We start from the raw sequence: 16,300 nt of genomic DNA on the forward strand, positions 1-16,300 counted from the left end.
GTTACCTCATAAAATGTTATAAAACTCAGCTGGTTAACCCAACTGAGTTTTGAAGTTTTATTTAGTCTTTCCAAAGTTCTTTAACTTTTGCTTGTACTTCTGCATTTTCTAGGAATTCATCATAGGTTTCATCAATACGGTCAATGACGCCATTTTTAGACAAGACAATGATATGGTTAGCTAGAGTTTGAATAAACTCGTGGTCATGGCTGGCAAAGATGATTGATTCTTTAAAGTTTTTCAATCCATCGTTCAAGCTTGAGATAGATTCTAAGTCCAAGTGATTGGTTGGATCATCGAGGACAAGGACATTTGATTTTAATAGCATGAGTTTTGAAAGCATGACACGAACTTTTTCTCCCCCTGACAAGACGTTGACAGGTTTGTTAACCTCATCTCCAGAGAAGAGCATACGGCCAAGGAAACCGCGTAGGAAAGTATTGTCATCTTCTTCTTTACTTGCGAATTGACGCAACCAGTCAAGGATTGACTCTCCTCCTGCAAAATCTGCCGAGTTATCTTTTGGCAAGTAAGAACGGCTAGTAGTTACTCCCCACTTGACAGTTCCTTCATAGTCAATGTCTCCCATGATTGCACGAATTAATGCAGTCGTTTGGATGTCATTTTGTCCAATAAGCGCTGTCTTATCACCTGGACGCAAGATAAAGCTGATATTATCTAAAATAGTCTCACCATCAATCTTTACAGTTAGATTTTCTACTGTCAAGAGATCATTACCGATTTCACGCTCTGCTTTAAAGTTGATAAATGGATATTTACGACTAGATGGTACAATTTCTTCAAGTTCAATCTTATCAAGCATTTTCTTACGTGATGTTGCTTGTCTTGATTTAGAAGCATTAGCAGAGAAACGAGCTACGAATTCTTGCAATTGCTTAATTTTTTCTTCTGCTTTAGCATTACGGTCTGCTAGCAATTTAGCAGCGAGCTCAGAAGATTCCTTCCAGAAGTCGTAGTTTCCGACATAGAGTTTGATTTTTCCAAAGTCAAGGTCGGCCATGTGAGTACATACTTTGTTTAAGAAGTGACGGTCGTGGGATACTACGATAACGGTGTTATCAAAGTCAATCAAGAAGTCTTCTAACCAAGTAATAGATTGGATGTCTAAACCGTTGGTAGGCTCGTCCAAGAGAAGAACATCTGGTTTACCAAAAAGTGCTTTGGCGAGGAGAACTTTTACTTTTTCACCGTTGGCCAATTCGCTCATGTTTTGATAGTGCAATTCTTCTGGAATGTTTAGGTTTTGAAGTAGTTGAGAGGCTTCGCTTTCTGCTTCCCAGCCTCCAAGCTCGGCAAACTCTCCTTCGAGTTCGGCAGCACGCACTCCATCCTCATCTGAGAAATCTTCCTTCATGTAGATAGCATCTTTCTCTTTCATGATGCTATAAAGTTTTTCATTTCCCATGATAACGACATCAATGGCACGTTCATCTTCATAGTCAAAGTGATTTTGACGAAGAACGGAGAGACGTTCATCTGGACCAAGAGAGATGTGACCAGTAGTAGGTTCGATATCTCCGGCTAAAATTTTTAAAAAGGTTGATTTTCCGGCACCATTAGCACCGATTAATCCGTAAGTATTTCCTTCTGTAAATTTGATATTGACATCATCAAAAAGTTTGCGATCACTAAAACGTAGTGAAACATCAGATACTGTAAGCAATGTTTTTCTCCTATATGTGTAATATATTTATTCTACTAGAAAATACGGAAATATTCAAATTTTTATCTGTCAATTTTGTGTAAATTACATTTACAGCATACTTTACACAAATCCGTAAATAGCAAGATTGATTTATTTTAATAAATTGCAGTTATTTCATTAAAAAAATGCTATAATTGAAGGGACCATATCGAAGGAGAATAAAATGACTAAACCCATTATTTTAACAGGAGACCGTCCAACAGGAAAATTGCATATTGGACATTATGTTGGAAGTCTCAAAAATCGAGTATTATTACAGGAAGAGGATAAGTATGATATGTTTGTGTTCTTGGCTGACCAACAAGCCTTGACAGATCATGCCAAAGATCCTCAAACCATTGTAGAGTCTATCGGAAATGTGGCTTTGGATTATCTTGCAGTTGGATTGGATCCAAGTAAGTCAACTATCTTTATTCAAAGCCAAATTCCAGAATTAGCTGAGTTGTCTATTTATTATATGAATTTGGTGTCATTAGCACGTTTGGAGCGTAATCCAACTGTCAAGACAGAAATTGCTCAGAAAGGATTTGGAGAAAGCATTCCGACAGGATTCTTGGTCTATCCAATAGCTCAAGCAGCTGACATCACAGCTTTCAAGGCCAATTATGTTCCTGTTGGGACAGATCAGAAACCAATGATTGAGCAAACTCGTGAGATTGTTCGTTCTTTTAACAATGCATATAATTGTGATGTCTTGGTGGAACCGGAAGGTATTTATCCAGAAAATGAGAGAGCAGGGCGTTTACCTGGTTTAGATGGAAATGCTAAAATGTCTAAATCACTCAATAACGGTATTTATTTAGCTGATGATGCGGATACTTTGCGTAAAAAAGTGATGAGTATGTATACAGATTCAGATCATATCCGCGTTGAGGATCCAGGTAAAATTGAAGGAAATATGGTTTTCCATTATCTAGATGTTTTTGGTCGTCCAGAAGATACTCAAGAAATTGCAGACATGAAAGAACATTATCAACGAGGTGGTCTTGGTGATGTGAAGACCAAGCGTTATCTACTTGAAATATTAGAACGTGAACTTGGTCCTATTCGTGAGCGCCGTATTGAATTTGCTAAGGATATGGGAGAAGTTTATAATATGCTTCAAAAAGGTAGTGAAAGAGCGCGTGAAGTTGCAGGTCAAACCCTATCTGAGGTTAAAGGAGCAATGGGACTTCATTACTTTAACTAAGTTTATTTTACAAGAAACTATCATTTCTATCTCGAAGAAAAGATAGTTTTTTATTTACCCCTGTAACATTTGACAAATTTTTATAGAATGGTATGATAGATACAATATAAAAAGAGTCAAGCTCAAAAAGAAAGAAAAGAGGAAACTTCGAATGTCTAATTGGGACACTAAATTTTTGAAAAAAGGTTTTACCTTTGATGATGTATTGCTTATTCCAGCTGAAAGTCATGTGTTGCCTAACGATGCAGATTTAACAACTAAATTGGCAGATAATCTGACTTTAAATATCCCAATTATTACCGCTGCCATGGACACAGTTACAGAGAGTCAAATGGCCATTGCTATTGCTCGTGCAGGCGGTCTCGGAGTTATCCATAAAAACATGTCAATTGCTCAACAAGCAGACGAGGTTCGTAAGGTAAAACGTTCTGAAAATGGAGTTATTATTGATCCGTTCTTTTTGACACCTGAACATACAATTGCTGAAGCAGATGAGCTTATGGGTCGTTACCGCATTAGTGGTGTTCCAGTTGTTGAAACACTTGAAAATCGTAAATTGGTTGGTATTTTGACAAACCGAGATCTTCGTTTTATTTCAGACTATAACCAACCAATCTCAAACCATATGACTAGTGAAAATCTTGTTACTGCTCCTGTGGGTACAGATCTTGCAACAGCTGAGAGTATTCTTCAAGAACACCGTATTGAAAAACTTCCGTTGGTAGATGAAGAAGGCCGTCTTTCTGGTTTGATTACTATCAAAGATATTGAAAAAGTTATTGAGTTCCCAAATGCTGCTAAAGATGAGTTTGGTCGTCTTCTAGTTGCAGGTGCAGTAGGTGTTACTTCAGATACTTTTGAACGTGCAGAAGCTCTTTTTGAGGCAGGAGCGGATGCGATTGTTATTGATACTGCGCATGGTCATTCTGCAGGTGTCTTGCGTAAAATTGCTGAGATTCGTTCTCATTTCCCAGATCGTACTTTGATTGCTGGAAATATTGCTACTGCTGAAGGTGCACGTGCCCTTTATGAAGCAGGTGTAGACGTTGTCAAGGTTGGTATTGGGCCAGGTTCAATCTGTACAACTCGTGTGATTGCTGGTGTCGGTGTTCCGCAAGTAACAGCTATCTATGATGCTGCAGCTGTTGCGCGTGAATATGGTAAAACGATCATTGCTGACGGTGGAATCAAGTATTCTGGAGATATTGTAAAAGCCCTTGCTGCAGGTGGAAATGCAGTTATGCTTGGATCAATGTTTGCTGGAACTGATGAAGCTCCAGGCGAAACTGAAATCTTCCAAGGACGTAAGTTTAAGACTTACCGTGGTATGGGATCAATTGCTGCTATGAAGAAAGGTTCAAGCGATCGTTACTTCCAAGGTTCTGTCAATGAAGCAAACAAACTCGTTCCAGAAGGAATTGAAGGTCGTGTTGCTTATAAAGGTGCTGCAGCTGATATTGTCTTCCAAATGATTGGTGGTATTCGTTCTGGTATGGGTTACTGTGGTGCAGCTAACCTTAAAGAACTACACGATAATGCTCAATTTATTGAAATGTCTGGTGCTGGTTTGAAAGAGAGCCATCCTCATGATGTACAAATTACTAATGAGGCACCAAATTATTCTATGTAAAAAAACAATGAAAAGAACTCCAGTAAAAACAGGAGTTCTTTTACAATGTTGTCAATTTTCATTTACAGTAACTTTACCATCCTGAATAGTGAAGATACTTAGATTTTCTGGTATATTTTGAAGATGATCTAAGCTTGTTGTTGTGATAAAGGTTTGGATTGAATGAGAAATCGTTTCTAATAATTTTAGTTGTCTAGTGTTGTCAAGTTCGCTCATAACATCGTCAAGCAGTAATATTGGAGATTCTGTAGTAATGCTTTCCATTAACTCGATTTCTGCTAATTTTATCGAGAGGACGAGACTACGATGTTGGCCTTGACTTCCGAAACTAGCATCCATTCTATTTATATAAAAAGAAATGTCATCCCGATGAGGACCAACACCAGTGTTCTTTTTAAATAAATCTCTGGACCTACTTTTTTCTAAAGCAATTTTGAAAGATTCGGATAAGTCTTCTTTGTCAGTTATATTGACAGAAGATTGATAGGATATTGACAACTCTTCAATCTGATTAGAAAGTTCAAAATGTTTCTTACGACCAAATGATTCTAGTTTTTTTATGAAATCTAAGCGGTGATTCATTACACGACATCCATAATCAACTAGTTGATCATCCAACACAGAAAGGAATGTTTCATCTATTTTTTGAGCTGATTTTAGATAAGTGTTCCTTTGTTTTAGGATGTGGTTATAATTGGTTAAATCTGCTAAATAGATTGGCTTAATTTGCCCAAGCTCCATATCAATGAATTTTCGTCGAACCGAAGGTGCTCCTTTAATTAGTTGTAAATCTTCAGGAGCAAATAAGACAACATTCATGTGTCCTACATAATCTGAAAGGCGTGCCTGTTTTAAATGATTAACTTTTGTCACACGGCCTTTTTGTGTTAGTTCTATTTCGAGGGGAATAGATCCAGTTTTTTTCTGAACGAGACCTGAAAGATGAAGTTGTTCCCCATCAAAATGAATGAGATTTTTATCTGTTCGAGTTCGATGACTACGAGTTAAGGCTAAAAAATAGATAGCCTCTAACATGTTTGTTTTTCCTTGTGCATTGTGTCCTAAAAAGACATTTAATTTAGGATTAAAGTCTATTTTCGTCTCTTTGTAGTTACGAAAAGTTTTGAGAGATAGGTGTTGTAGCCACATGATTATCTACCAGGAAATCGTGGAGCTTGTTTACTTTTTGGTGATGAAGTAGGTTTAGAGTTGTCTTTTTTTACTCCCTTATTCATCTCCTTGACAAGTTTAGCGATTCGTTCTTTTTCAACTTTATCATCTTGGTATTCATCCTGTTCTTCAGAAGTAGGTTGTGTCAACAAGATGTCAATATTCATGTCAGGGATGTCAACTTTATCACCAATACGAAGTTTTTTACCACGACGATTTTCTAATTCCCCATTAAAGTAAACAGAATGTTCAGAGAGAAATGATTTGATAGCTCCTCCGCTATGTGTAATTCCAAGTTCTTTGAGTAGTGCTTGGAGGGTAATAAATTCTTCAAATAATTTGTATTCCATAATTCACCTCAATCTTTGGTATTATACCATATTTTCCTAAAAATAGTGAGAGAAACAAGGAGTAATGTAAGCGATTTTTATTTCAAAAGTGTTACAGAGAACAAGAAAATTTCAGGTTTTCGTGATATAATAGAAGTCTGTATATAAGGAGGTAAATCATGGAGTTAGTGCATGGAATTTCAACACATTTTATCCAATCAAAAAAGTTTAAAACGAACAAAATCGCCGTGCGTTTTACCGCTCCATTATCCCTCGATACGATTGTAGGTCGCATGTTGACTGCGAGTATGCTAGAGACTGCTAATCAGATGTACCCCACTTCTCAAGATTTGAGAAGACATTTGGCCAGTCTATACGGTACAGATATATCAACCAATTGTTTCAGAAGAGGGCAAAGTCACATTGTAGAATTGACATTTACCTATGTTCGTGATGAGTTTTTAAGTAGGAAAAATGTGCTAACTTCTCAGGTTTTGGAACTTGTAAAAGAAACTCTTTTTTCACCCGTAGTATTTGATAATGGGTTTGATTCGGCCTTATTTGAAATTGAGAAAAAACAATTGCTAGCAAGTTTAGCAGCTGATATGGATGATTCTTTTTATTTCGCACATAAAGAATTGGATAAATTATTTTTTCATGATGAATGTCTCCAATTGGAATATAGTGATTTACGAAATCGTATTTTAGCTGAAACTCCACAAAGTTCTTATTCTTGTTTCCAAGAATTTTTGGCCAATGATCGAATAGATTTCTTTTTCCTAGGTGATTTTAATGAGATCGAAATTCAAAATGTATTAGAATCATTTGTCTTTAAAGGTCGAAAAGGAGATGTGAAGGTTCAGTATTGTCAACCTTATTCCAATATCCTTCAGGAAGGTATGGTTCGGAAAAATGTGGGACAGTCTATTTTAGAGTTAGGCTATCATTGCTCTGGTGAATATGGTGATGAGCAACATTTACCCATGATTGTAATGAATGGTTTACTGGGCGGATTTGCTCATTCTAAGCTATTTACAAATGTCCGTGAAAATGCTGGATTAGCTTATACTATTTCAAGTCAGCTTGATTTGTTTTGTGGATTCTTGAGGATGTATGCTGGTATCGATCGAGAAAATCGAAACCAGGCTCGTAAAATGATGAATAATCAACTGCTTGATTTAAAAAAAGGATATTTTACAGAGCTTGAGTTAGAGCAGACCAAGGAAATGATTCGTCGGTCTTTGTTACTTTCTCAAGATAATCAAAGTTCATTGATTGAACGTGCTTATCAAAATGCATTACTTGGAAAATCTTCAGCAGACTTTAAAGGTTGGATTGCAAAACTCGAGCAAGTTGACAAAGATGCTATTTGTAGAGCAGCTAATAATGTGAAACTACAAGCAATTTACTTTATGGAAGGAATAGAATGACAAAGGTTGTTTTTGAAGAAAGGTACTATCCAGCTGTAAAAGAAAAGGTTTATCGGACAAGGTTGTCAAATGGGTTGACAATTGCTCTTTTGCCTAAAAAGGAATTTAAAGAGGTTTACGGGAGTGTAACTGTACAGTTTGGTTCGGTAGATACGCTTGTCACAGAAGTTGACGGAGATGTAAAAGAATATCCTGGAGGAATTGCTCATTTTCTTGAACATAAATTGTTTGAGAGAGAAGATGCTAGCGATTTGATGTCAGCTTTTACTAGTCTAGGTGCAGATAGTAATGCCTTTACAAGCTTTACAAAAACAAGCTATCTTTTTTCAGCAACGGATCATTTTTTAGAAAATTTAGACTTACTTGATGAATTGGTAACATCAGCACATTTTACTGAAGATTCCATTTTAAGAGAGCAGGATATTATTCAGCAAGAACGAGAAATGTATCAAGATGACCCAGATTCGTGTTTATTCTTTTCAACTTTAGCGAATTTGTATCCTGGCACACCTTTAGCAACTGATATAGTTGGAAGTGAGGAGTCCATTTCCCAAATCAATCTAACTAATTTGCAAGAAAATTTTACAAGATTTTACAAACCTGTAAACATGTCTCTGTTTTTAGTTGGTAATTTTGATGTGGAGCGAGTACAGGACTATTTTGAAAGAAAAGAACTGAAAGATTTAGATGTTCAGGATTTAGCAAGAGAAAAGTTTGTTTTACAGGCTGTAAAGCAAGCAGACAGTATGAGAATGGAAGTATCTTCTCCTAAACTAGCGATTGGGATTAGAGGTAATCGAGAAATTGCTGAGGCGGATTGCTATCGACATCATGTTTTATTAAAATTATTGTTTGCAATGATGTTTGGTTGGACTTCGGATCGTTTTCAAAAGTTATATGAATCAGGTAAAATAGATGCTTCCTTATCTCTTGAAATTGAAGTAACAAGTCGTTTTCATTTTGTTATGTTGACAATGGATACGAAGGAGCCAGTTGCTTTATCTCATCAATTTAGGAAGGCCATTCGTAATTTTACAAAGGATTTAGATATTACAGAGGATCATTTAGATATTATAAAAAGAGAGATGTTTGGAGAATTTTTCAGTAGCATGAACTCTCTTGAATTTATTGCAACGCAATATGATGCTTTTGAACATGGTGAGACAATTTTTGATTTGCCGAAAATTTTACAGGAAATTACTTTAGAGGATGTCCTTGATGCTGGACATCACTTAATAGATGAAGGGAATATAGTTGATTTTACAATATTCCCATCGTAGTAACCTATCATAATAGACACTAGAAAGAAGGGATGACAAGTATGAGGAAAAAAACAATTGGTGAGGTTTTACGATTAGCTAGAATCAATCAGGGATTGAGTTTAGATGAATTGCAGAAAAAGACAGAAATCCAGTTAGATATGTTGGAAGCAATGGAAGCAGACGATTTCGATCAACTTCCAAGTCCTTTTTACACGCGTTCTTTCTTGAAAAAATATGCATGGGCTGTTGAGTTAGATGATCAAATTGTTTTGGATGCTTATGATTCTGGGAGTATGATTACTTATGAGGAAGTAGATGTTGATGAAGATGAGTTGACAGGTCGTAGACGTTCAAGTAAGAAAAAGAAGAAAAAAACATCCTTTTTACCTTTATTTTATTTTATCCTTTTTGCTTTATCGATTTTAATTTTTGTGACCTATTATGTTTGGAACTATATTCAAACTCAACCAGAGGGGCCTTCTCTTTCTAATTACAGTGTGGTTCAATCAACAAGTTCAATGAGTTCAACTAGCTCTGTTCCCCACTCTTCAAGTAGTAGTTCATCTAGCAGTTCTTCTAGTGTAGAATCAACTATAAGTGTATCAGGTGAAGGAAATCATGTAGAAATCGCTTATAAGACAAGTAAGGAAACAGTTAAATTGCAATTGGCAGTTTCAGATGTTACAAGTTGGGTCAGCGTTTCAGAAAGCGAACTTGAGGGCGGTGTAACCTTATCGCCAGAGAAGAAAAATGCAGAAGCAACAGTTGCAACTAAAAGTCCTGTAACAATTACGTTAGGTGTTGTAAAAGGTGTTGCTTTGACAGTAGATAATCAGACTGTTGATTTATCGAAATTAACAGCTCAGACTGGACAAATCACTGTAACCTTTACTAAAAATTAAGGAAAAACGAATGAAAAAAGAACAAATTCCCAATCTCTTAACAATAGGTCGAATTCTCTTTATACCTATTTTTATCTTTATTTTAACGATAGGAAATTCGATAGATAGTCATATAGTGGCAGCTATTATCTTTGCTGTTGCCAGTATTACCGACTATTTAGATGGATATTTAGCTCGTAAATGGAATGTGGTCAGTAATTTTGGTAAATTTGCAGATCCTATGGCGGATAAGTTACTAGTTATGTCGGCTTTTATTATGCTGATTGAGTTAGGTATGGCTCCGGCTTGGATTGTTGCAGTGATTATCTGTCGTGAGTTGGCTGTGACAGGTTTAAGGCTTTTATTGGTTGAAACTGGTGGAACGGTTTTAGCAGCGGCAATGCCTGGAAAAATTAAAACTTTTAGTCAGATGTTTGCGATTATTTTCTTGCTATTACATTGGACTTTGCTTGGTCAAGTTCTACTTTATGTAGCCTTATTTTTCACTATCTATTCTGGCTATGATTATTTCAAGGGTAGTGCCTATGTATTTAAAGGGACATTTGGTTCGAAATGAAATCAGTAGTTGATGTAAAAAATCTTTCTTTTCGTTATAAGGAAAGTCAAGAATACTATGATGTGAAGGATATTACGTTTCACGTGAAACGTGGGGAATGGCTTTCGATTGTAGGGCATAATGGTAGTGGTAAATCAACGACGGTTCGCTTAATTGATGGCTTACTGGAAGCAGAATCCGGAGAGATTGCAATTGATGGCCAACGGCTGACTGAGGAGAATGTTTGGAGTATACGTCGTCAAATCGGTATGGTTTTTCAAAATCCAGATAATCAATTTGTTGGAGCGACTGTTGAGGATGATGTTGCCTTTGGTTTGGAAAATCAGGGCCTTTCTCGTCAAGAAATGAAAAAGAGAGTGGAGGAAGCTCTGGCTTTAGTTGGCATGTTGGACTTTAAAAAGAGAGAACCAGCGCGTCTATCGGGTGGCCAAAAGCAACGTGTAGCTATTGCAGGTGTTGTAGCCCTAAGACCAGCTATTTTAATTCTAGATGAAGCAACTAGTATGTTGGATCCTGAGGGTCGTAGAGAACTGATTGAGACAGTAAAAGGAATTCGGAAAGACTATGATATGACGGTCATTTCCATTACACATGATTTGGAAGAAGTTGCCATGAGTGATCGTGTATTGGTCATGAAAAAAGGGTCAATTGAATCAACTAGTAGTCCAAGAGATCTTTTCTCTCGAAATGATTTAGATCAAATTGGATTAGACAATCCTTTTGCCAATCAATTAAAACATTCTTTGAGCCAGAATGGCTATGATTTGCCTGAAAATTATTTGACAGAAAGTGAGCTAGAGGATAAGCTATGGGAATTGCTCTAGAAAATGTGAGTTTTACATATCAAGAAGGTACTCCCTTAGCTTCAACAGCTTTGTCGGATGTTTCTTTGACGATTGAAGATGGTTCTTATACGGCTTTAATTGGGCATACAGGTAGCGGTAAATCAACTATTTTGCAACTCTTAAATGGTTTATTGGTGCCAAGTCAAGGGAGTGTGCGGGTCTTTGATACCTTAATCACCTCGACTTCTAAAAATAAAGACATTCGTCAAATTAGAAAACAGGTTGGTTTGGTATTTCAGTTTGCTGAAAATCAGATTTTTGAAGAAACGATTTTGAAAGATGTTGCTTTTGGACCGCAAAATTTTGGAGTTTCTGAAGAAGATGCGGAGCAGATTGCGCGTGAGAAACTGGCTTTGGTTGGAATTGATGAATCACTTTTTAATCGTAGTCCGTTTGAGTTGTCAGGTGGACAAATGAGACGTGTCGCCATTGCAGGCATACTTGCCATAGAACCAGCCATATTAGTCTTAGATGAACCCACAGCAGGCCTAGATCCCCTGGGAAGAAAAGAGCTGATGAATTTGTTCAAAAAACTCCACCAGTCAGGGATGACCATTGTCTTGGTAACGCATTTGATGGATGATGTTGCTGAATATGCAAATCAAGTCTATGTGATGGAAAAGGGACGTTTAGTTAAGGGTGGTAAACCAAGTGATGTCTTTCAAGATGTTGTCTTTATGGAAGAAGTGCAGTTGGGAGTACCTAAAATTACAGCCTTTTGTAAACGATTGGCTGATAGAGGCGTGTCATTTAAACGATTACCGATTAAGATAGAGGAGTTCAAGGAGTCGCTAAATGGATAGTATAATTTTGGGGCGTTATATCCCAGGGGATTCGATTGTTCACCGATTGGATCCACGTAGCAAATTGCTTGCTATGATGTTACTGATTTTAATCGTTTTTTGGGCTAATAATCCCTTGACGAATCTAATTCTTTTTATAGCGACAGGGATATTTATTGCCTTGTCAGGAGTATCTCTTTCATTTTTTATTCAGGGCTTGAAGTCTATGTTTTTCTTGATTGCCTTTACAACTATTTTTCAACTATTTTTCATTTCTAATGGGAATGTTTTATTTGAGTTTTCGTTTGTGAGAATCACGGATTATGCTTTGCAACAAGCTGGGATTATTTTTTGTCGCTTCGTATTGATTATTTTCTTTTCAACTTTGTTAACCTTAACTACCATGCCCTTAAGTTTGGCATCAGCTGTCGAGGCTTTATTAGCACCTTTAAAGCGTGTGAAAGTTCCAGTTCATGAAATTGGATTGATGCTATCTATGAGTTTGCGTTTTGTTCCGACCTTAATGGATGATACAACGCGGATTATGAACGCACAGAAAGCGCGTGGAGTGGATTTTGGTGAAGGAAGCATTGTTCAAAAGGTGAAGGCTATGATTCCCATTTTGATTCCTCTTTTTGCGACAAGTTTAAAACGTGCGGATTCCTTGGCTATTGCTATGGAAGCGCGCGGTTATCAGGGAGGGAAAGGCAGAAGTCAATACAGACAACTGAAATGGACTCGAAAGGATACGCTGACCATTCTTGTTATTATCATACTTGGTTGTTGCTTATTTTTCTTAAAATCTTAGTAGCTTTCAGGAATTGATAAAAAAGTTACTGTAACAGTTTTTGATATAAAGGTAGGGATATGAACCGTTTTAAAAAATCAAAATATGTCATTATTGTTTTTGTCACTGTTCTGCTTGTCTCAGCTCTCTTAGCGACGACTTATTCAAGTACAATTGTGACAAAATTAGGAGATGGAATCTCATTGGTTGATAGAGTTGTGCAAAAACCTTTTCGGTGGTTTGATTCTGTCAAATCAGATTTGGCTCATTTGACACGAACATATAATGAAAATGAAAGTTTGAAGAAACAGATTTACCAATTAGAAGTTAAATCAAATGAGGCGGAAAGTTTAAAGACAGAAAATGAACAATTGCGTCAATTGCTTGGTATGAAGTCCAAGTTGCAAGCTACAAAGACTTTGGCAGCAGATGTTATTATGCGTTCTCCGGTATCTTGGAAGCAGGAATTGACCTTAGATGTAGGTAAATCAAAAGGGGCTTCTGAGAACATGTTAGCTATTGCAAATGGTGGCTTGATTGGGAGTGTTTCAAAAGTAGAGGAGAACTCTACTATAGTCAACCTTCTGACTAATACGGAAAATGCTGATAAGATTTCTGTTAAAATTCAACACGGCACTACCACAATTTATGGAATTATTGTTGGCTACGACAAGGAAAATGAAGTTCTTAAAATTAGCCAATTAAATAGCAATAGCGATATTAGTACAGGCGATAAGGTGACAACGGGTGGATTAGGAAACTTTAACGTTGCGGATATTCCTGTTGGTGAAGTGGTTGCCACAACGCATAGTACAGACTATTTGACACGAGAAGTAACTGTTAAATTGAGTGCAGATACTCATAATGTGGATGTGATAGAATTAGTGGGGAATTCATAATGAGACAGTTGAAGCGAGTTGGAGTATTTTTATTGCTTCCTTTCTTTGTTCTAATTGATGCCCATATTAGCCAGCTTCTGGGCTCATTTTTCCCCCATGTACATTTGGCTAGTCATTTTCTTTTTCTATTTCTCTTATTTGAGACGATAGAAGTGTCAGAGTATCTCTACCTAGTCTATTGTTTTGTGATAGGCTTGGTTTACGATGTTTACTTTTTCCATCTAATAGGGATTGCAACTCTCTTATTTATCTTATTGGGAGCCTTTCTTCATAAATTGAATAGTGTTATTTTATTGAATCGTTGGACGAGAATCTTGGCTATGATTGTTATGAGTTTTCTATTTGATATGGGAACTTATCTCTTTGCATTAGTGGTAGGTTTAACTCTAGATAGTCTGCCGATTTTTATCGTTTATAGCCTAGTACCATCCATGATTTTAAATCTTGTGTGGATGCTTATTTTTCAGTTTATTTTTGAAAGATATTATCTATAAGAAAGAAACAAAAATGTAACAAAGGCGTAATATTCATTAGGCCTTTTTTTGGTATACTAGTATTGTCTTTAAAAGAAGGAGTATCTACGTAATATGAAGAAAAAAATCTTAGCGTCACTTTTATTAAGTACAGTAATGGTTTCTCAAGTAGCTGTTTTAACAACTGCGCATGCAGAAACTACTGATGACAAAATTGCTGCTCAAGATAATAAAATTAGTAACTTAACAGCACAACAACAAGAAGCCCAAAAACAAGTTGACCAAATTCAGGAGCAAGTATCAGCTATTCAAGCTGAGCAATCTAACTTGCAAGCTGAAAATGATAGATTACAAGCAGAATCCAAAAAACTTGAGAGTGAGATTACAGAACTTTCTAAAAATATTGTGTCTCGTAATGATTCTTTGGAAAAGCAAGCTCGTAGTGCTCAAACAAATGGAGCTGCAACTAGCTACATCAATACGATTGTAAACTCAAAATCAATTACAGAAGCTATTTCACGTGTAGCAGCAATGAATGAAATCGTATCTGCTAACAACAAAATGTTGGAACAACAAAAAGCAGATAAAAAAGCAATTTCTGAGAAGCAAGTGGCAAACAATGACGCAATTAATACAGTAATTGCAAATCAACAGAAATTGTCTGATGATGCGCAAGCTTTAACAACGAAACAAGCTGAGTTGAAGGCTGCAGAATTAAATCTTGCTGCTGAAAAAGCTACAGCAGAAGATGAAAAAGCAAGTTTGCTAGAGAAAAAAGCAGAAGCAGAAGTAGCAGCAAAAGCAGCAGCAGAGGCAGAAGCAGCTTACAAGGCAAAACAAGTAAGTCAACAACAAACAGTTGTTGCTTCTGGAAATACAACTTTTGCAGCACAGGTTCAAGCTGTAGCTTCTTCGGAATCAGCAACATATACTCCTGTGGCAGTAAAACAACGCCCAACATACAGTACAAATGCTTCAAGCTATCCAATTGGAGAATGTACATGGGGAGTTAAAACATTAGCACCTTGGGCTGGAGACTATTGGGGTAATGGAGCGCAGTGGGCTACAAGTGCAGCTGCTGCAGGATTCCGTACAGGTTCAACACCTCAAGTTGGTGCGATTGCATGTTGGAATGATGGTGGCTATGGACACGTAGCGGTAGTCACTGCTGTAGAATCAACAACACGTATCCAAGTTTCAGAATCAAATTATGCTGGTAATCGCACGCTTGGAAATCATCGTGGGTGGTTCAATCCGACAACTACGTCTTCAGGTTTTGTAACATATATTTATGCAGATTAATTTACAGAGGGACTCGAATAGAGCCCTCTTTTCAGGTTTTACTGTGATAATCTCTATTAAAAATTATATCAAAATAGCTTGAAAATATTGAAAAAGTATGGTAAAATGAAACTTGTCGTGTGAACGATAATACTCATTCTTGATGAATTGTGAAACAGTTGCTCTTGGGTCGTTTTGCAAGTTGAAGTCGAGAAGAGGAAAAAAACAAAAAGGAGAAATACTCATGGCAGTAATTTCAATGAAACAACTTCTTGAGGCTGGTGTACACTTTGGTCACCAAACTCGTCGCTGGAACCCTAAGATGGCTAAATACATCTTTACAGAGCGTAACGGAATCCACGTTATCGACTTGCAACAAACTGTAAAATACGCTGACCAAGCATACGACTTCATGCGTGATGCAGCAGCTAACGATGCAGTTGTATTGTTCGTTGGTACTAAGAAACAAGCAGCTGATGCAGTTGCTGAAGAAGCAGTACGTTCAGGTCAATACTTTATTAACCACCGTTGGTTGGGTGGAACTCTTACAAACTGGGGAACAATCCAAAAACGTATCGCTCGTTTGAAAGAAATCAAACGTATGGAAGAAGATGGAACTTTCGAAGTTCTTCCTAAGAAAGAAGTTGCACTTCTTAATAAACAACGTGCACGTCTTGAAAAATTCTTGGGTGGTATCGAAGATATGCCTCGTATCCCAGATGTTATGTACGTAGTTGACCCACATAAAGAGCAAATCGCTGTTAAAGAAGCTAAAAAATTGGGAATTCCAGTTGTAGCGATGGTTGACACAAACACTGATCCAGATGATATCGATGTAATCATCCCAGCTAACGATGATGCTATCCGCGCTGTTAAATTGATCACAGCTAAATTGGCTGACGCTATCATCGAAGGACGTCAAGGTGAAGATGCAGCAGCAGTTGAAGCAGAATTTACAGCTTCAGAAGCTCAAGCAGATTCAATTGAAGAAATCGTTGAAGTTGTAGAAGGCGACAACGCTTAATTCATATAAATAGTA

The 16,300-nt window shown here is 37.0% G+C and carries 16 protein-coding genes; 13 read left to right on the top strand and 3 right to left on the bottom strand.

Translation table 11 applies throughout. The annotated features are described in order from the left end of the window. Positions 1 to 61: 61 nt before the first annotated feature. Complete coding sequence (locus HMPREF1048_RS06615) at positions 62 to 1,684, bottom strand: ATP-binding cassette domain-containing protein (protein ID WP_000958774.1); 1,623 nt, start codon at positions 1,682 to 1,684, stop codon at positions 62 to 64. 205 nt (positions 1,685 to 1,889) lie between these two features. On the opposite strand from HMPREF1048_RS06615, the gene trpS reads away from it, so the two are divergent. Together trpS and guaB are read left to right on the top strand one after the other, a co-directional pair. Next, positions 1,890 to 2,915 (top strand): tryptophan--tRNA ligase, encoded by a 1,026-nt coding sequence (trpS, locus tag HMPREF1048_RS06620; protein ID WP_000165448.1) that lies wholly within the window; start codon positions 1,890 to 1,892, stop codon positions 2,913 to 2,915. 151 nt (positions 2,916 to 3,066) lie between these two features. Next, entirely contained in the window at positions 3,067 to 4,545 is a 1,479-nt protein-coding gene (guaB, locus tag HMPREF1048_RS06625; protein WP_000073420.1) for an IMP dehydrogenase, read from the top strand. 51 nt (positions 4,546 to 4,596) lie between these two features. Here guaB and recF read toward each other — a convergent pair whose 3' ends face one another. Beyond that, complete coding sequence (recF, locus tag HMPREF1048_RS06630; protein WP_004248797.1) at positions 4,597 to 5,694, bottom strand: DNA replication/repair protein RecF; 1,098 nt, start codon at positions 5,692 to 5,694, stop codon at positions 4,597 to 4,599. Positions 5,695 to 5,696: 2 nt separating this feature from the next. After that, on the bottom strand, positions 5,697 to 6,065 hold the full coding sequence (yaaA, locus tag HMPREF1048_RS06635) for a S4 domain-containing protein YaaA (protein WP_000455892.1): 369 nt from the start codon (positions 6,063 to 6,065) through the stop codon (positions 5,697 to 5,699). A 158-nt stretch (positions 6,066 to 6,223) separates the two neighbouring features. Here yaaA and yfmF point away from each other — a divergent pair, with 158 nt between their 5' ends. The 11 genes from yfmF (at position 6,224) to rpsB (ending at position 16,285) form a co-directional block, all read left to right on the top strand. Further along, positions 6,224 to 7,474 carry an EF-P 5-aminopentanol modification-associated protein YfmF gene (gene yfmF, locus HMPREF1048_RS06640; protein ID WP_000424255.1) on the top strand — a complete coding sequence of 417 codons (1,251 nt, stop codon included), beginning with the start codon at positions 6,224 to 6,226 and terminating at the stop codon, positions 7,472 to 7,474. Next, complete coding sequence (yfmH, locus tag HMPREF1048_RS06645) at positions 7,471 to 8,754, top strand: EF-P 5-aminopentanol modification-associated protein YfmH (protein ID WP_000170227.1); 1,284 nt, start codon at positions 7,471 to 7,473, stop codon at positions 8,752 to 8,754. Before yfmF ends, yfmH begins: the two co-directional genes overlap by 4 nt. A 41-nt stretch (positions 8,755 to 8,795) precedes the next feature. Beyond that, positions 8,796 to 9,638, top strand: coding sequence for a cytoskeleton protein RodZ (rodZ, locus tag HMPREF1048_RS06650; protein WP_001227961.1), 843 nt, complete (start codon positions 8,796 to 8,798; stop codon positions 9,636 to 9,638). Between the two features lie 10 nt (positions 9,639 to 9,648). Then, positions 9,649 to 10,194, top strand: a complete 546-nt coding sequence (pgsA, locus tag HMPREF1048_RS06655; protein ID WP_000712126.1) for a CDP-diacylglycerol--glycerol-3-phosphate 3-phosphatidyltransferase — start codon at positions 9,649 to 9,651, stop codon at positions 10,192 to 10,194. Further along, entirely contained in the window at positions 10,191 to 11,018 is an 828-nt protein-coding gene (locus HMPREF1048_RS06660; protein ID WP_000844164.1) for an energy-coupling factor ABC transporter ATP-binding protein, read from the top strand. Before pgsA ends, HMPREF1048_RS06660 begins: the two co-directional genes overlap by 4 nt. Then, the gene (locus tag HMPREF1048_RS06665) at positions 11,003 to 11,842 is read left to right on the top strand and encodes an energy-coupling factor transporter ATPase (protein ID WP_000510422.1); all 840 of its coding nucleotides are present in this window, start codon (positions 11,003 to 11,005) and stop codon (positions 11,840 to 11,842) included. The genes HMPREF1048_RS06660 and HMPREF1048_RS06665 overlap by 16 nt, the downstream gene beginning before the upstream one ends. Then, positions 11,835 to 12,629 carry an energy-coupling factor transporter transmembrane component T family protein gene (locus HMPREF1048_RS06670; protein WP_000377247.1) on the top strand — a complete coding sequence of 265 codons (795 nt, stop codon included), beginning with the start codon at positions 11,835 to 11,837 and terminating at the stop codon, positions 12,627 to 12,629. Before HMPREF1048_RS06665 ends, HMPREF1048_RS06670 begins: the two co-directional genes overlap by 8 nt. A 59-nt stretch (positions 12,630 to 12,688) precedes the next feature. After that, positions 12,689 to 13,507, top strand: a complete 819-nt coding sequence (gene mreC, locus HMPREF1048_RS06675; RefSeq protein ID WP_001078992.1) for a rod shape-determining protein MreC — start codon at positions 12,689 to 12,691, stop codon at positions 13,505 to 13,507. Next, positions 13,507 to 14,001, top strand: a complete 495-nt coding sequence (mreD, locus tag HMPREF1048_RS06680; RefSeq protein ID WP_001249451.1) for a rod shape-determining protein MreD — start codon at positions 13,507 to 13,509, stop codon at positions 13,999 to 14,001. The genes mreC and mreD overlap by 1 nt, the downstream gene beginning before the upstream one ends. A gap of 93 nt (positions 14,002 to 14,094) precedes the next feature. Then, positions 14,095 to 15,282 (top strand): peptidoglycan hydrolase PcsB, encoded by a 1,188-nt coding sequence (pcsB, locus tag HMPREF1048_RS06685; protein WP_000727020.1) that lies wholly within the window; start codon positions 14,095 to 14,097, stop codon positions 15,280 to 15,282. A gap of 223 nt (positions 15,283 to 15,505) precedes the next feature. Further along, positions 15,506 to 16,285 (top strand): 30S ribosomal protein S2, encoded by a 780-nt coding sequence (gene rpsB, locus HMPREF1048_RS06690; RefSeq protein ID WP_000268460.1) that lies wholly within the window; start codon positions 15,506 to 15,508, stop codon positions 16,283 to 16,285. Positions 16,286 to 16,300: the final 15 nt, after the last annotated feature.

Source organism: Streptococcus mitis SK575, from assembly GCF_000257865.1.
GTDB classification, from domain to species: domain Bacteria; phylum Bacillota; class Bacilli; order Lactobacillales; family Streptococcaceae; genus Streptococcus; species Streptococcus mitis_CQ.

Bases quoted from the DNA above. Each gene is read 5' to 3' on its own strand.
- trpS (WP_000165448.1), top strand. From the start codon at position 1,890: ATGACTAAACCCATTATTTTAACAGGAGACCGTCCAACAGGAAAATTG.
- guaB (WP_000073420.1), top strand. From the start codon at position 3,067: ATGTCTAATTGGGACACTAAATTTTTGAAAAAAGGTTTTACCTTTGAT.
- recF (WP_004248797.1), bottom strand. From the start codon at position 5,694: ATGTGGCTACAACACCTATCTCTCAAAACTTTTCGTAACTACAAAGAG.
- yaaA (WP_000455892.1), bottom strand. From the start codon at position 6,065: ATGGAATACAAATTATTTGAAGAATTTATTACCCTCCAAGCACTACTC.
- yfmF (WP_000424255.1), top strand. From the start codon at position 6,224: ATGGAGTTAGTGCATGGAATTTCAACACATTTTATCCAATCAAAAAAG.
- yfmH (WP_000170227.1), top strand. From the start codon at position 7,471: ATGACAAAGGTTGTTTTTGAAGAAAGGTACTATCCAGCTGTAAAAGAA.
- rodZ (WP_001227961.1), top strand. From the start codon at position 8,796: ATGAGGAAAAAAACAATTGGTGAGGTTTTACGATTAGCTAGAATCAAT.
- pgsA (WP_000712126.1), top strand. From the start codon at position 9,649: ATGAAAAAAGAACAAATTCCCAATCTCTTAACAATAGGTCGAATTCTC.
- HMPREF1048_RS06660 (WP_000844164.1), top strand. From the start codon at position 10,191: ATGAAATCAGTAGTTGATGTAAAAAATCTTTCTTTTCGTTATAAGGAA.
- HMPREF1048_RS06665 (WP_000510422.1), top strand. From the start codon at position 11,003: ATGGGAATTGCTCTAGAAAATGTGAGTTTTACATATCAAGAAGGTACT.
- HMPREF1048_RS06670 (WP_000377247.1), top strand. From the start codon at position 11,835: ATGGATAGTATAATTTTGGGGCGTTATATCCCAGGGGATTCGATTGTT.
- mreC (WP_001078992.1), top strand. From the start codon at position 12,689: ATGAACCGTTTTAAAAAATCAAAATATGTCATTATTGTTTTTGTCACT.
- mreD (WP_001249451.1), top strand. From the start codon at position 13,507: ATGAGACAGTTGAAGCGAGTTGGAGTATTTTTATTGCTTCCTTTCTTT.
- pcsB (WP_000727020.1), top strand. From the start codon at position 14,095: ATGAAGAAAAAAATCTTAGCGTCACTTTTATTAAGTACAGTAATGGTT.
- rpsB (WP_000268460.1), top strand. From the start codon at position 15,506: ATGGCAGTAATTTCAATGAAACAACTTCTTGAGGCTGGTGTACACTTT.